This is a genomic window from Micromonospora sp. L32, from assembly GCF_052068055.1.
GTDB lineage: Bacteria > Actinomycetota > Actinomycetes > Mycobacteriales > Micromonosporaceae > Micromonospora > Micromonospora purpureochromogenes.
On the sequence record NZ_JBQHDD010000002.1, the window covers coordinates 881142 to 896183 of the forward strand.

The following is a 15042-nucleotide window of genomic DNA, read 5'->3' on the forward strand; positions in this document are numbered from 1 at the left end:
GTCCCTTCGGGCGCACAGCAGGTCAAGGGCCGGTTTCCCATCACGGGACACCGGCCCTTGATCTTTCTGACCCCCACGGCTGACCCCTACGCCTACGCGTCGAACAGGAAGCCGAGCCGGTCCACAGCGTCCTGCTGTACACGCCGCGTGGCCTCCACGTAGATCGACTTGGTGACGGTCGGGGAGCTGTGCCCGAGCACGTCCTGAATCCGTTCGAGCGGCACGCCCTGGTCGTAAAGCAGCGTCGCGCACGAATGGCGCAGGTCATGCGCACGAAATGCGCCGGACTCCCGCCTGCTCGCACAACTGGTCGAAGTGCCGATTGATGTTGCGAGGCTCGATCGGAGTGCCGATCTTCGTGGTGAACAGCAATCCATGCTCCTGCCAGCGGTCCCCGGCCGCCTCCCGCTCCGTCCGTTGCAGCGCCCGATGACCGCGCAGCACGTCGACCAGACTGAGCGGCAGAACCACGGCCCGCTCCGAGCCGTCCGTCTTCACCGGCCCGAACCGGAGCTCACCGCCGGTGCGTTGCAGCGACTGCCGAACGCGGAGCACGTTGTCGACCATGTCCACGTCGACCCATCGCAGCGCCAGCGCCTCACCGCGGCGAAGCCCAAGGGCCAAGGCGACCGAGTAGAGCGCGTACCACCGGTCATCCCGCGCCGCCTTCAAGAACCGCTTGGCCTCGTCAGCCGTCCACGGCGTGAACTTCGGCCGGTACCGGTGCGAGATCCGCAGGGCCTTCGCTCCCTCAGACAAGCTTTTCGTGAAGGAATCGCGCTCAGCGCTTCGTCTCGTACCTGGTCAGGATCACGCCGCCGGGAAACGTCCGCGTCTCCACCAGGTTCAGGTTCACCCAGCCGTCCAGCGCACTGAAGAACGGTGTGCCGCCGCCCACGAGGGCCGGATGGGTGACGATCTCGTACTCGTCGATCAGCCCGGCCCGCATGACCGCCCCGGCGAGCGTTGCGCCACCGACCCTCATCGGCCCGCCGTCCTCGGCCTTGAGCCGGGTGATCTCGGCGATCGCGTCGCCGGTGACCAGGCGAGTGTTCCAGTCGACCTTGTCGATCGTTGAGGAGAACACCACCTTCGGCGTGTCCCGCCAGTTCCGCGCGAACTCGATCTGCGCCGGGGTGGCGCCCGGCTGCTGGTCGCCGGTCGGCCAGTAGGCGCTCATGGTCTCCCACAGTTGGCGCCCATACAGAAACAGGCTGATCACCCGCTCCTGATCGAGCCACCACTGGAACAGCTCATCGCTCGGCCCGCTCCAGCCGAGGTCGTCGCCGGGCGCGGAAATGTAGCCGTCCAGGGTCAGGTTCATGCCGTAGATCAGTTTCCGCATAGCGCCATGCCTTCCGTCAGTCGGTCTCGGAAGACTAGACCAGTCGAGCGGAGGAAACTGATCGGTGCGCAATCTGTTCATACGGACCGGCTCCTGACCCTCGCTCAAGACTTCCAAGCCGCTCGTCCCGTACACCTTGGTTCGTGCCATTAGGGCGGGTAAACCACGGTCACCCGCGGGCATTGGTCGAGGCATTTACACGCGGCGAAGATGCCTTCATGATGGCTTCGCTCGATTTCCCAAGCTGCCAGTTTCTGACCCCAGCCTGACCCCAGCACGACGCCCACAGCCGCCACCGGATGAACGCCGGCCACGAGCCAGCGGGCAGGCGAGGCGGGTAGCAGCGGATGCGGAACGCTCCTACGGATCAGAAGGTTAGGGGCTCGAGTCCCTTCGGGCGCACCGAGCAGGAAGAAGCCCTCGACCAGCCGAACGGCAGGGTTGACGGCTTCTTCGTGTCCGCCAGGCTTCGAGTGGGCGTGGGAGCCAGGCTGGGAGCCACCGGGTGCCTCACTGCCCGAACAGCGCACGGGACATGGCCGCCGCAGCAGGTTCTGGCAGACACTCGGGTATCTGCCCATGCCCGACGTGCTGTGTACCAAGCCCATGGGCGATACGTCGAGACAGCCGCTCGGGTAGCCACACGTCTCTCCGGACCAGGGACAGCGGAAGTGGTCCGGCCGTCCGGCCGGACCCCTCTCCATCGACAGCCCAGAAGACGGTCTAGGAACGGATTCCCTGAGTGGTGACGAAGTAGGGGTCGACGCTCACCTGGATCTGCAGATCGACCTGGAACCGCCGTTCCCAGGCGACGGCAGCGCGTCCCGTAGGGGTCACCGCGACTGTCGGATCGACACCGATCCCCACGATCACCTCCGTGGTGCCGAAGGTGCCCGACCGGGTCACGCGACGTGCCTCCACGCTGCCGACCGAGTTGTTGAGGCCCTTCCCCTGCCAGACCACGATGCCGTCACCGTCGTCGTCGACGCGCACCGAGTGCAGACGGCCCCAGGTCGACAGCAGCACCGGCTGCCCCACCGTTTGCGCCGGACTGATGGCCACGGAGTACAGGTGCCCGGTGGAGAACAGGTCCCAGGTCAGCAGCATGTCGCCGTCGAGGTCGCCGGCGACCGAGTGGTTCACCACGTCCGTGTGCAGTGCGGGGGTGAGCCGACGGACGTTGCCGACGGTCCCGTCGCGGGCCACCCAGCGACCCCAGACCGACGTGCTCTGACCCTGGTCGCTCCAGTGGCGCCAGGTCACGAGTGCGTCGCCGTCCCGGTCCACCGTCACCTTGGCCGTGAAGTGACGGTCGATCGGCGAGAGGGGCGCGGACACGGTCTTGAGCTCACTGATGGTCCCGTCAGCGCTGAGGGTGCGGGCCTGCACGACGTTGTCGTTGGCCCAGGCGAGGACGGCGTCGCCTTCGCGGTCGTACGCCACCGCCGGCGTTTCCGCATCTGCCGGAGTCGACGCCAGCACGACGGCGGGCGACAGCGACCCGCTGCTGCTGTACCGACGCATCATCGGAAGGACCCTGCCGTCGTCGTGCCACTCGGCCCAGGTCACCACGGCGTCGCCGTCGGAGTCGATGGCCACGTTGGTGCCGTGGGCCTGCACCCCGCCCGCCGAGACCGTGATGAGCGGTCCGAGGGTGCCACTCTTGGCGATTCTCCGCGCATAGATGCTGTTGTCGACGCCGTTGTACGCGCGCCACGCCACGATCGCGTCGCCGTCGTCATCGACCGCGACCTGTGGGCTGTGCGGGGCCTGGCCGGCCGGGGACAGGGTGGTCGTGGTGCCCCATCGGCCGTTGTAGCTGCGGGATTTGAACTCGACGTACCGCGGGTGCGGATAGGTGTGGGATTCACGCACCCAGACGAAGAGCGCGTCGCCCTGCCGGTCGTAGGTCTGTTGCTGATCGTAGGAGTCGTACCCCGCCGGTGATATGGAAAGGGGTTGGCTGAATGCGGCCGAGGCGGGGGCCGGTACCGAGACGACGCCGGCGAGTGAGAGCGCGAGCGCGATGATCGCGACGGACCGTCGCGTCCTTGGGCGGGCCATCGTTGAGGGCCTCCGAACGTTCCGAGGTTACGCGGTGACTTCCGGTTGTCTGATTGGTCGATGCCGACCATGAATCGCGCGGGTCAATTCCCCGCCGCCGCCGGCGCGACCCGTCGGAGCATAGTGGATGCTGCGGAGAAGTGTTGTCCCTACGTTATTGCGGAGCGGATACCGGGCACCTCGAGCGCCAACAACCACCAATTCCTGCCGTCACCTCTGCCGCCGAAAGCCCAGTGCCGATGACATTCGGCAAACCGGCATCACCCACCCGGAGCCGGCCCGGGTCAGGCCACGCTGGTCCGTACGCCGGGGACCTGTTGGCGCCCCTGCTTGGCCGTGTACATCGCGGCGTCCGCCCGCTGGATCAACTGCTCACCGTTCTCGGCGCGGTCGTTGCAGACCATGCCGATGCTCGCTCCGATCACGACCGGTTCACCGTCGACCGCGAACGGCTCGCGGAAGGCCGTCTCGATGCGCAGGCACAGCTCCGTCGCGTCGTAGCGCTCCATGTCGACACAGAGGACGACGAACTCGTCGCCGCCGAATCGGCTCACCGTGTCGCCCGGGCGCAGGCAACGGCCCAGCCGCTCGGCCACCTGGATCAGTAGTTGATCGCCGCCGGTGTGGCCGTACCGGTCGTTCACGGCCTTGAACCCGTCCAGATCACAGAAGAGCACGACCACCGGGTGACCGACCGCGAGCGCGGCGTCCAACCGGTTGGCGAACTCGTGACGGTTCGGCAGGTTGGTGACGGGGTCGAAGCTCGCCTGGTACCGGAGGACCCGCATCCGCTCCGACCACACGCCCCAGATCCGGAGCATGACCAGCGGGGTCACCGCGGCCGTACTGACGGCCAGCAGGGCCGTGTCGACGTCCCGGCCGGACAGCTCACTGGCAGCGCCCACGGCGGGCATGGCGCACAGCGCGAGCCCGAGGAAGACCAGCCGCCCCTTGCTCAGGTCGTCCTTCGGCGCCGGACCGGGCTGGAGCAGGCGTACCACCGACCGGGCGAGGCCGCACAACCCCACCGCCGTGTAGCCGGCGAGGTAGATCATGTCGGTGTACGCGGGTCGCGAACCGGATCCCGGTACGACCACCAGCGCGACGGTGATCACCCCGGCCAGCGAGAAGCCCATCGCCGCGACCAGGAACCACAGCGCAGAAATGAACTCCCTGGCCGTGAGCAGCAGCCGGGTCAGGCAACCGAAGATGCCGGTCAGCATGAAGACCGTCACGCACGTCGCGATCTGCGACACCTGCGCGGCGGCGACCTCCCGCAGCTGCGGCAGGAGCAGGAAACTCCAGATCACACCGCCGACCGCCATCGCCACGATGGTGCTGTCGATCAACCCGCCGACGTCGTCACGACCGCGCCGCGCGACGATCGTGATCGCGCCGGAGAACATGAAGACCTGGGCCAGCGCCGCGAAGATTCCCGCGATCGTGCCGTCGCCGCTCGGCAGCCCCATCGCGAAGACGTACCAGTACCAGGCCACGTTGCCGGCGTTGAAGCTGACCAGCGCGGCGAGTAGGAACCAGATGGGCTTGCGGCTGTCGGCGGGTGTCCGGTTCAGCCCGACCACGACGGCGGGGACCGTAGCGAACGACAGGACGAGGTAGTCGACCATCCGCTGTGCGTCGGACAGGTACGGATAGACCGCGATGCCGGTCAGGCAGAGCGTCAGGTAGGCGAGGCTCAGGCCGAGACCGCCCGGCACCGAGTGCAGGCCGCGATACCGGCCCATCGGGCGCGCTTCCCAGTCGACTCCGTCGAACACGCTCACGGCCAACACGGTAAGGCGGTGATCGACAGCCGCCAACCACCGGTATCGCTACATCGACGCGAGCCCACCCCTCGCCACATGAACCGTCCACCTCCACCGTCCCGGCCAGCGGGATTGACGGATGGCGGCCCCGCATCCGGCGGGATACGGTGCGCGGGACGGACGGTGCGAGCGGATCGCCGTCGATGCGCCGGCCGCTCCCGGCCCGTACGGTGAGGACGAGGTGACGGGTTCCACCGATGACAGCCGCCCCGGGTGGGACGCGCTGCCCGACCGGGACGACGCCCTGAACCCCGCGGGCCTGTGTCCGCGCTGTGACCGGTCGACGACCGACTACGTCTGCCTGCACTGCGCCGCCGAGCACGACTTCCGGGGTGCCTCGCTGGTCCGCCGGTTCGTCGACGTTGCCGACCGGTACTCCGAGGAACCGGCGCCGTCCCCCGCTCCCGAGCCGTACGACGAGCCGACGCCGGTCGTGCACCCGCCCGCTTCGGCGCTGACCTGGCCGCGGGCGACGGAGGCCGGGCCGACCCCGGCCCAGGCAGGCGGTGCGCGGCGAGGGGCACCGGCTGTCCGTACCTGTCACCCGCTCGATCCCACCGGACGGGGACCACGGGGCATGCTCGCGGCCGTGGCGATCGCCGTCGGGGCGATCCTGCTCGCCACGGTGGTCGGGATCGTGGGCGCCGTGGTGACCGGCCCGGGCCAAGGGGCAAGCCCGGGCGTGAAGGCGACTCCGAGCCGTTAGGCCCGGCCCGGGGTCGACCCACGGGAAATCGACCTGCGACGGTGCGCCCGGCCGGGGCAGAATCGCGGCGCATGAGAGACAGACCGGCCGGGACGCCGGCGGGCCGTACGGCGAATCCGCCCGCAAGCTGCTGTCCGCCCACGCCGGGCACGTCGAAGGGTTGCTCACCGAGTTCGACCGGCGCGTCGAGCGGGTACGCGCCACCGCGGCGGACTGGGTGCTCACGCACGGCGAACTCCATCCCGGCAACGTCATGCGGACACCCGACGGACTGCGGCTCATCGACTGGGACACCGTGCGGATCGCCCCGGCCGAACGGGATCTGTGGATGCTCACCGGCGCCCTCGCCCGGATGGTGGGCGAGGACCCGGTCGGCGACGACGAGGAGATCCTCGCGCGCTACGCGCGGGCAACCGGCCCGAACCTCACGCCGGCTGTTCTCGACCTCTACCCACTGTGGTGGAAGCTCGCCGACATCGCCGTCTACGTCGGCGAGTTGCGCCGACCGCACGGCACCGGCGAGGACATCACCGCGTCCCTGACGTACCTGACCGGGCATCTCGAATCGAGGCCGGCGTTCCGACGACGACGACGCGCGCGCCCGCCTGCCAGCACCGCGTGGGGCAGGTAGCGCTGATGCCCACGGCGGGCAAGCCGTCGAGCCGTCGCTGGCAGGATGGGGCGCCATGCAGCGCTTTCGATCCTCAGACGGCACGGAACTGGCCTACCGGCGCGTCGGTTCCGGTCCACCGCTGGTCTGCGTCCCCGGCGGGCCGGGCCAGGTGGTCGAATACCTGGCCGAGCTGGGGGGCTTGAGCGCGACCAGGACGTTGGTCCTGCTCGACAACCGGGGGACGGGCGCGTCGGAGGTTCCGGCCGATCCGGCGAGCTACCGCGTCGACCGGCTGGTGGACGACGTCGAGGCGCTGCGCCGCCACCTGGCACTCGACCGGATGGACCTGCTCGGGCACTCCGCCAGCGGCGGCATCTGCCTGCTCTACGCGGACCGGCACCCGCGGCGGCTGGACCACCTCGTCCTGGTGGCGCCGTCACTGCGGGTGGTGGACATCCAGTCGGACCTCGCCGTGGCCGACGTCCTCGCGAAGCGGGCGCACGAACCCTGGTACGCCGAGGCGGTGGCCGCGCTGCACGCCGACGCCAGCACCGAAGAGGAGCAGCAGCGCTACCGCTGGCTCGCCGCCCCCTTGCTGTACGGCCGGTGGGACGCGGCGGCCCGGGCGCAGGCGTCCGCCGAGCCGGCCCAGTTCTCCGCGCCCGCCACCGACGGCTTCTACGCCGGCTTCACCCCGGACCCGGCGCTGCCCGCCCGGCTGGCCACCCTGCCGGCGCCGACCCTGCTGGTGGCCGGCGAGTACGACATCTGGCCGACGGTCACGGCGGTGCGGGAGCTGGCCCGCCTGTTCGCCCGCGCCGAGGTGCTGGTGCAGCCGAGGGCGGGGCACTTTCCCTGGGTCGACGACCCGACCGCCTTCGCCTCTTCGGTGGAGGGCTTCCTGTCGGCCGACCGATGAGCGGGTGAACCGCCGGCCGGTCCGCGTGCCACGGACCGGCCGGCGCGCCGCAGGGGATCAGCTCACCGGCGCGATTTCCCGGCTGATCTGCATCGTCATGTCGATGACCTGCCACAGCACCTCCGGCGCCGGCGCGCCGTCCTCGGTGGACACCGTCTTCGTGACTCCGTTGCGGTAGGTCACGGTGACGGTGTAGTGGAACCGGTCGGCGCCCGGACCCGCCGGGTACGCCGGCGAGAGGCGGCGGAATTCGCGGGTGCTGGCCGTGGCCAGCAGATCAGCGGTGTAGATGTGCACCGTGCCGGCGGAAACCGGGTACTGCTCGTTGACCCCGGCGAATCCGCCGGTGCGGGCGACGGTCACCTGGTAGGCGTCGTTCCAGGCGGCCCGGGCCGGCGCGGCGGCCGCGAGCGTGCCGGCTCCGGCCCCGGTGAGCAGCGCGAACGCCGTGATGATCCGGCCGATGGCGCGCAGCATGGCAGACATGGCTGAACCCCTTTCCTCGTGGGAATGGTGGAACGCGGCGGATCCGGGAATCAGCGGTCGCGATGCCCGTAACGGGCCGCCGGTTGTTGTCGGCCGGCTCGTTCGCCCGTTCCTTGTCGCGACATTTCTAGCACCGGCGCGACAACCGATCCATGGGCCGTAAGTCCCAAGCGGACAGTGCGACCGGTGCAATTTGTTGCGATTGTGTCAGCCTATTTAAAGAATTCATTTCCCGGCTTTTTCCGCCGGTTAGGCTGCCCGCCCGGTCACCGCCCCGACGGGTGGACCGAGAGCCAGTCCGGGTGCCGCTCCCGCAGCTCGTCCCGGCCCTCCCGGGTGGGCAGCAGCACGTCCGCCCCGCCGTCGTACGGCGCGTAGAGCCAGCTCAGGTCCGGCGGCGCGATGATCACGTGGTCGACCTCGTCGTCGGCGACCCGGCGCAGCAGGTCGTCGAGGCGTCCCGGCCGCCAGTCGACCCGGCTGGCGTACGCGTGGCCGAAGCAGAGTTCGGGCTCCAGATCCGGCCAGGAGAAGACCGACCAGCACTCCGCCTCGGGCAGCAGCTCGGCCAGGACCGGCTGCCGGCGGCCGGGTGTCGGGGTGCCCAGCACCTCAACGGTGATCACCACCAGGTCGGTGGCGCCCAGCTCGGCCAGCACCGTGTCGTGCCGGTGCAGGATGGTCGCGTACTCCTCGGCGGTGTCGGCGTACCGCTTCGAGCCGGGCAGCGAGTGGAAGCGGACCCAACGCTCCGGCTCCACCGGCAGGGAACGGAAGATCGGCGGGAGCTGGGGCCAGCGCGCCTCCCAGGCGGCCCGCAGCTCCCCGCCGCCGTCCTGCGGCCAGCAGCGGACCTCGCCCTTCGGCACGTCCTGCCGCCCGGACGCCGCCACCTCGCGCAGCGTCCGCACGTACGGGTCGTCGGTCGGCTCGTCCGGGTCGGCGTCGAAGACCACCACCAGGTCCTCGCCGTCGTCACCCCACGACCAGCCGTACACCTCGCGCCAGACCGCCAGGTTGGGGTGCGGCACGTCGGTGCACGCCTCGGCCGGCGCCAGCAGGGCGATCGCCCGGCCGAGCTGCTCCTGGGTCACCCGGACCGAGCCCGTGCCGCCGTGCCAGCCGACGACGGTGGCCAGCACGGCGGCGGGCAGCACGTTCCCGGCGCCGTTGACCCGCAGGAAGCAGATGTCCTCCGGGGAGCGCGGATACGCCAGGTCCACCGACGGGAAGCCGATGCCGTGCAGCACCGGCCGTCGCCAGCGCAGCTCACCTTCGAACCGGTCCCGCGCCGCGCCGATCTCCGCCAGCGTCGCCCATCGCTGCGTCACGGCCGGATCATGGGCCGTGACCACGCGCCCGCCGTGCTGCGTCACATCCGTTCGACGGTCCGGATGCCGAGCAGGTGCAGCCCCTGCCGCAGTGTCCGGGCGGTGAGGTCGGCGAGCACCAGCCGGCTCTCCCGCAGCTCGCCGGAGGCGCGCAGCACCGGGCAGCGCTCGTAGAAGGCGCTGAACGTGCTGGCCAGCCGGTGCAGGTAGCCGGCCAGGTGGTGGAACTCCAGACTCCGCTCCACCTCGGCGACCACCCCGGCGAAGCCGAGCAGCTCGAACGCCAGCGCCCGCTCCGCCGGTTCGGTGAGCAGGACCGCCGCGTCCGGCCGCGCGTCCGTCCCGGCCCGCCGGAAGACCGACCGGATCCGCGAGTACGCGTACTGGAGGTAGGGCGCGGTGTTGCCGTCCAGGGAGAGCATCCGCTCCCAGTCCAGCACGTAGTCCCGGGCCCGGTCGGTGGCCAGGTCGGCGTACTTGATCGCGCCGACGCCGACGGCCCGGCCGATCTCGGCGGCGGCCTCGGCGTCCAGCTCGGGGTTCTTGGCCCGGGCCAGCTCGGTGGCCCGGGCGACCGCCTCCTCCAGCAGCCCGACCAGCTTCACCGAGCCGCCGGCCCGGCTGCGCAGCATCCGCCCGTCGGAGCCGAGGATCGAGCCGAAGCCGAGGTGCACGGCCCGGGTCGGCGGGCGCAGCCACCCGGCGGCCTCGGCGACGGCGAAGACCATCGCGAAGTGCTGCCGTTGCGGCAGGCCGACGACGTAGAGCAGCCGGGTCGCGCCGAGGTCGTCGGTCCGGTGCCGCAGCGCCGCCAGGTCGGTGGCCGGGTAGCCGTAACCGCCGTCGCCCTTGCGCACGATCAGCGGCAACGGCTCGCCGTCCCGGCCGGTGAACCCGGGCGGGAAGACGCAGTCCGCGCCGTCGCTGGGGCGCAGCAGCCCGAGCCGGTCCAGCTCGTCGACGACCCCGCCCAGCCGGTCGTTGTACGCGCTCTCGCCCCGGAAGTCGTCCCGGGTCAGCGTCACGTCGAGCAGCTCGTACACGGTCAGGAAGTACCGCTCGGACTGCTCCACCAGCAGCCGCCACAGCCGCAGCGTCCGCTCGTCGCCGCCCTGCAACGCGACCACCCGCTGCCGCGACCGCTCCCGGAACGCCTCGTCGGCGTCGAACTTCACCCGGGCCGCCTTGTAGAACGAGTCGAGGTCGCCTATCGACAGCTCCTGCGTCGCCTCGGCCTCGCCCAGGTCGACCAGGTGCTCGATCAGCATCCCGAACGGGGTGCCCCAGTCCCCCAGGTGGTTGACCCGCACCACCCGGTGCCCGAGCCAGTCGAGCAGCCGGACCGCGGCGTCGCCGATGACCGTGGAGCGCAGGTGCCCCACGTGCATCTCCTTGGCCACGTTCGGCGCCGAGTAGTCGACCACCACGGTCTCCGGCGCGGGCGCCACCGGCACGCCGAGCCGGTCGTCGCCGGCCAGCCCGGAGACCAGCGCGGCCAGCGTCCGGTCGGCCACCGTCAGGTTGAGGAAGCCCGGCCCGGAGACCTCGGCGGTCGCGCAGACGTCGTCCAGCTCCGCCTGGTCCAGCACCGCGGCGGCGATGTCGCGCGGCGGGCGTCCGAGCCGCCGGGCCAGCGCCAGCGCGGCGTCGGACTGGAAGTCCGCGCGCGGGGAGCGCCGCACCAGGGGGTCGACCGGGCCGCCGGCCACGGTCGCGAACGCCGGCGCCAGCCGGTCGGTGAGCAGCCTTTCAAGATCCATGGGTACGCCGATCTCGCTCGGATCCGCGCGGTCACGCGGATCTGGACACGGGAGAATGTGGGCGGACCGAGGACGAACGGCGATGACCGGCGGCTCGATCCGCCGGTCGCAGGGAAAAGGTCAGCGCGGGCGGGCGACGGATCGCCGGCGTCGCTCCGCACCGACCTGGACGTCACAGGACGGTCCGGTGGTGTGGGCAGGCGCGCTGGTCATGCCGGAGAGCCTAGCGGGCCGGCCGGCGACGCGTACACCGCGTTCCCCGGCCGGCCCGGTGGCCGTACCGTCGCCGTCAGGCAGTGGCGGCGGCCTTGCGGGCGCGCTCGGCCCGGCGCCGCACCTGCTGGTACGCCCCGGTCAGCCCCATCGCCCGGCGGACCTCGACCACGGTCCGGCGGACCTGCTCACGGGTCCGCTCGGTGCCGTCGACGATCAGCTGGTCGACCAGGCCGGCATCAGCCTCGATCCGGGCGCGACGCTCCCGGATCGGGTCGAGGAACCGGTTCAGCGCCGCCGCCAGGGCCTCCTTGACCTCGACGTCGCCGACCCGACCGGCCCGGTAGCGGTCCTTGAGCTCCCCCACCGCCGCGCGGTCCGGGTTGAACACGTCGTGGTACGCGAAGACCGGGTTGCCCTCGACGGTGCCCGGCACGTCGGCGCGGACCCGGTTCGGGTCGGTGTACATGGCCATCACCTTGCGGCGCACGGTCGCCGCGTCGTCGGCGATCGCGATGGCGTTTCCCCTGCTCTTGCTCATCTTTCCCTGACCGTCGGTGCCGACCAGGGTGGGCGTGTCGGAGGCGATCATCTCCGGTACCGGGAAGACCTCGCCGTACAGGTGGTTGAAGCGGCGGGCGATCTCGCGGGTCACCTCGACGTGCGCCGCGTTGTCCTTGCCGACCGGCACCACCTGCGCCTTCATGCAGAGGATGTCGGCGGCCTGGAGGACGGGATAACCCAGCAGCCCGTACGGGATTTCCGCCCGGCCGGCGTCCCGGGCCATCTCCCGCACCGACGGCACCCGTTCCAGGCGCGGCACGGTCACCAGGTTCTGGAACAGCGTGTTCAGGTCCCCGACCTCGGGGATGGCGGACTGGAGGTAGAACGTGGCCCGGGTCGGGTCGACCCCGCACGCCAGGACGTCGGTGACCATCTCCCGGGCGTTACGGGACACCTGGGCGATGTCCTCGCGGCGGTGGCGGGTGGTCAGCATGTGCAGGTCGGCGATGATGAAGTAGCTCTCGTACCGCCGGTGCAGCGCCACCCGGTTGGCGATGCTGCCGACGTAGTGACCGAGGTGCAGCCGCCCGGTGGGGCGGTCCCCGGTGAGCATCCGTGCAACGGACATGGTGATGGGCCTTTCGTGCCGAGGATTGACGGGACGCGCACGCGCGCGATCGACCCGGGGCGTGGTCGCCTGAGGGTCGGTGGGGTCGGCTCGTCAGAGCACGAACCGCCATCGCGCGCCGGCGCGGAACCGCAACCCACCGGCACGAAGCACGTCGAGGATCCGCTCCCGGCCGTCGTCGGGGCCGCTCGGAAAGGACGGCAGGAGGTCACGCGGGAGGCCGTCGACGGCCTCCGGCGCGAGGATGACCGGCCGGACCATGCGTCCACGGTAACCGCACCGACGCGGATCGTGGGGCCCGGCCGATCGGGTCAGCCCCTGCGGTAGCTCTCCTCGTAGTAGCTGCCCACCCGGCGGCGGTAGTCCGGCTCGCCGAACGCGTCCGGGTCGAAGGCCGGCGACTCCTTGACCTGCTCCCGGGTGCGGTCGACGTGCACCACCCGCTCCAGGTGGTCGACCCGGGCGATCGTGCCCACCGGCAGCAGCACCTTGCGGCCGAAGATCCACGGCCCGGTGTCCACCACCAGGTAGCGGGCGTCGGCGTCGTCGCTGGCCTCGTCGATCGCGCCGATCCGGCCGTCGGTGGCCTCCACCCGGTAGCCCACCAGGTCCACCGGGGTCCCCGGGCCGGGAGCGTCGGGCCCGTCGTGCTCGCTCCGCCGCCGGGGCTCCTCGCCCGGGTCCGCCCGGTCGTACCCGCCGGCGAGCGCCGCCGGATCGCGCCAGGTCCACGGGTTGAACGGCTGCATCTGCGGACACCTCCGATTCGTCGTCGTCCACCTCCGAAGTGCCCCGCCCGCGCGCGCGGGAAACGCTACGGCAATTCCTCGTTCACGCGAGTGCGCGCGGTGCGAAGTACGCCATATTCGGCGAGCGTCTATTTATTCCGCCGTCGAACCGCTGGTCAGCGATGCTGTGATCGTTTCCATGCACACCCGGCGGGGTGGGGCAGTGTCCACTTGGCACATTCGTCCGGCGGGTGCCGCCGACGATTCTGGTCCGGCATCCGGCAGCACCGAGAAAGGGGACGCAGATGTTTCGCACCATTCGGCGTATCGGAATCGTGACGGCCCTGGCGGTGGGTCTCGTCGGCGCCGGCGGGGCGTCGGCGCAGGCGGCGGTCAACCCGTACACCGCGCAGTCGCTCTGCGGTCTCGGCTACACCGAGATCGACCAGGACCCCATCCGCAACCAGACGACCGGGACCCGGCTCGGCACCGTGCACCTGCTCTACCACCCGGTGACCGGGTACGGCTGCACGGTGACGGTGAAGGCGGCGTACGTCGGCATGCTGACCCGTACCCAGGTCTACCTCGCCGCCCAGTACCTGCCCACCCAGACCGACGACGGAAACCGGCTGTACGCGGCCGGTCCCACCCGGGCGTACGTCCGCGGTGGTTGCATCATCTGGGGCGCGCTGATGGCCGACCCGGACGGCACCGTGCACTACCACGACCGGGCGAACCCGGCGATCGGCGGCATCGGCACCTGCTTCTGACCGCTCCGGGTCCCCGGGGTCCAGTGCTCGTCGCGGGCTCCGGGGCTGAGCGGCCGCTCCTTCGCACCGGTGGGCGGCCTACTGACCTGCCGGTACCGGTCGGCCGGGCGTCGTCCGCTGGCATACTGGCCAGCCATGGTGCTCTCCCGTGGCTGGTCCGTCTTCCTCGTCGCGGTCGGGGTGTGGAGCTGGGTGATCTGGCCCCGGTTCGCGGTCGCCATCTGGAACGACCCGCGCGCCTGGTCGACCGGCACGGTCGGCGACGGCACACCGACCAGCTTCCTCTGGGTGCACGCCCTGCTGATCGCCACGTCGCTGGCGATCGGGACCACCGTCGGCGTGCTCGGCGTACGCGGCTGGCTCGCCGCCCGCCGGCGGTCCGTCTGACCCGCCCGCCGGGACGCCGCGCTGGCACATGCCGCGCTGGAGCCGCGTCGCGTTGGTCCCTCGATCACCCGCGGTGTCATGCCTTCAGCGGCGCCCCGGAATCTTCCGTCCACCCTGTGTGTTGCTACCCCTGTCGGCGGGACCTCGACCTCCGGCGGGCCGGTGCGAAACGCCTGACCTGCGGGGATAGTTGAGGGAAGATGATGTGACGGGGGACGCTACCCCCGGATTTGACGATCAAACCCGCAGACGCGTAACTTTCTCTCTGCCAGCGCGGAACGGACGAAACAGGGCGAAAGACCTGGAGGCCGGAGCGCGGGAATGAGCTCCCGGCAACGAGGGTCGTACTCCTCGGAACCTGGGACCGGGCGGTGCCCCGAAGACGCTGCGAGGCGGATTTGGCGAGGCGGAACCGACCGGGTAAGGTTGTCGACCGGCAGGGCACCGGGCGAGCTTGCGGGAGACCGCAGCGGCCGGCCTGCCAAATCCGATGATCAAGCGCTGCGGGTGACCGCTGCGCGTGGTCGTGGGCGCCAACCCGTACGAAGCGTGATAGACCGGGACACACCGGTTGACACGGGGAAGACGGTGAGGTAACGTAGTAAAAGTGCCCGGCGCGAGAGCGGCGGTCACGACAGAGCGAAAATGCCCCGGGTCGGGGGTCCTCTTCGGGGGGTTTCCGGGCGGTGTGTGGTTGTTCTTTGAGAACTCAACAGGGTGCTTGAAAAGCCAGTGCCAATTATGATTTATACCCCGGACTGG

General features: G+C 70.8%; 14 protein-coding genes and 1 pseudogene. 5 read left to right on the plus strand and 10 right to left on the minus strand.

The window, feature by feature from the left end; all coding sequences use genetic code 11:
- Positions 1-92 precede the first annotated feature (92 nt).
- The 4 genes and pseudogenes from ACTMTB_RS08840 to ACTMTB_RS08855 all read right to left on the minus strand — a co-directional run bounded on the left by ACTMTB_RS08840 (position 93) and on the right by ACTMTB_RS08855 (position 5193).
- Positions 93-759: pseudogene (locus tag ACTMTB_RS08840) on the minus strand (tyrosine-type recombinase/integrase).
- Between the two features lie 22 nt (positions 760-781).
- Positions 782-1345 carry a dihydrofolate reductase family protein gene (locus ACTMTB_RS08845; RefSeq protein WP_441144042.1) on the minus strand — a complete coding sequence of 188 codons (564 nt, stop codon included), beginning with the start codon at positions 1343-1345 and terminating at the stop codon, positions 782-784.
- A 723-nt stretch (positions 1346-2068) separates the two neighbouring features.
- Positions 2069-3409 (minus strand): hypothetical protein, encoded by a 1341-nt coding sequence (locus ACTMTB_RS08850; RefSeq protein WP_441143949.1) that lies wholly within the window; start codon positions 3407-3409, stop codon positions 2069-2071.
- 284 nt (positions 3410-3693) lie between these two features.
- A complete protein-coding gene (locus tag ACTMTB_RS08855; protein ID WP_441143951.1) occupies positions 3694-5193 on the minus strand; it encodes a diguanylate cyclase domain-containing protein in 1500 nt (499 codons plus the stop codon).
- 223 nt (positions 5194-5416) lie between these two features.
- Between ACTMTB_RS08855 and ACTMTB_RS08860 the strand changes: the two genes are divergently transcribed.
- The 3 genes from ACTMTB_RS08860 to ACTMTB_RS08870 all read left to right on the plus strand — a co-directional run bounded on the left by ACTMTB_RS08860 (position 5417) and on the right by ACTMTB_RS08870 (position 7473).
- Positions 5417-5941, plus strand: coding sequence for a hypothetical protein (locus ACTMTB_RS08860; protein WP_441143953.1), 525 nt, complete (start codon positions 5417-5419; stop codon positions 5939-5941).
- Positions 5942-6002: 61 nt separating this feature from the next.
- Positions 6003-6572: a phosphotransferase family protein gene (locus ACTMTB_RS08865; protein ID WP_441144044.1), complete on the plus strand. Its 570-nt coding sequence runs from the start codon at positions 6003-6005 to the stop codon at positions 6570-6572.
- 55 nt (positions 6573-6627) lie between these two features.
- The gene (locus tag ACTMTB_RS08870; RefSeq protein ID WP_441143954.1) at positions 6628-7473 is read left to right on the plus strand and encodes an alpha/beta fold hydrolase; all 846 of its coding nucleotides are present in this window, start codon (positions 6628-6630) and stop codon (positions 7471-7473) included.
- Between the two features lie 57 nt (positions 7474-7530).
- Here the strand turns inward: ACTMTB_RS08870 and ACTMTB_RS08875 are convergent, their stop codons facing one another.
- The 6 genes from ACTMTB_RS08875 to ACTMTB_RS08900 form a co-directional block, all read right to left on the minus strand.
- Positions 7531-7959, minus strand: a complete 429-nt coding sequence (locus ACTMTB_RS08875) for a protealysin inhibitor emfourin (protein ID WP_441143955.1) — start codon at positions 7957-7959, stop codon at positions 7531-7533.
- Between the two features lie 266 nt (positions 7960-8225).
- Entirely contained in the window at positions 8226-9290 is a 1065-nt protein-coding gene (locus tag ACTMTB_RS08880; protein WP_441143956.1) for a DUF3885 domain-containing protein, read from the minus strand.
- A gap of 41 nt (positions 9291-9331) precedes the next feature.
- A complete protein-coding gene (gene argS, locus ACTMTB_RS08885; protein ID WP_441143957.1) occupies positions 9332-11050 on the minus strand; it encodes an arginine--tRNA ligase in 1719 nt (572 codons plus the stop codon).
- A 289-nt stretch (positions 11051-11339) separates the two neighbouring features.
- Entirely contained in the window at positions 11340-12395 is a 1056-nt protein-coding gene (gene trpS / locus ACTMTB_RS08890) for a tryptophan--tRNA ligase (protein ID WP_441143959.1), read from the minus strand.
- 93 nt (positions 12396-12488) lie between these two features.
- The gene (locus tag ACTMTB_RS08895) at positions 12489-12656 is read right to left on the minus strand and encodes a hypothetical protein (RefSeq protein ID WP_441143961.1); all 168 of its coding nucleotides are present in this window, start codon (positions 12654-12656) and stop codon (positions 12489-12491) included.
- 50 nt (positions 12657-12706) lie between these two features.
- Complete coding sequence (locus tag ACTMTB_RS08900; RefSeq protein ID WP_441143963.1) at positions 12707-13144, minus strand: PRC-barrel domain-containing protein; 438 nt, start codon at positions 13142-13144, stop codon at positions 12707-12709.
- 284 nt (positions 13145-13428) lie between these two features.
- Here ACTMTB_RS08900 and ACTMTB_RS08905 point away from each other — a divergent pair, with 284 nt between their 5' ends.
- Both ACTMTB_RS08905 and ACTMTB_RS08910 read left to right on the plus strand, forming a co-directional pair.
- Positions 13429-13893, plus strand: coding sequence for a hypothetical protein (locus ACTMTB_RS08905; protein ID WP_441143965.1), 465 nt, complete (start codon positions 13429-13431; stop codon positions 13891-13893).
- A 135-nt stretch (positions 13894-14028) separates the two neighbouring features.
- Positions 14029-14280: an SCO4848 family membrane protein gene (locus ACTMTB_RS08910; RefSeq protein WP_441143967.1), complete on the plus strand. Its 252-nt coding sequence runs from the start codon at positions 14029-14031 to the stop codon at positions 14278-14280.
- Positions 14281-15042 lie beyond the last annotated feature (762 nt).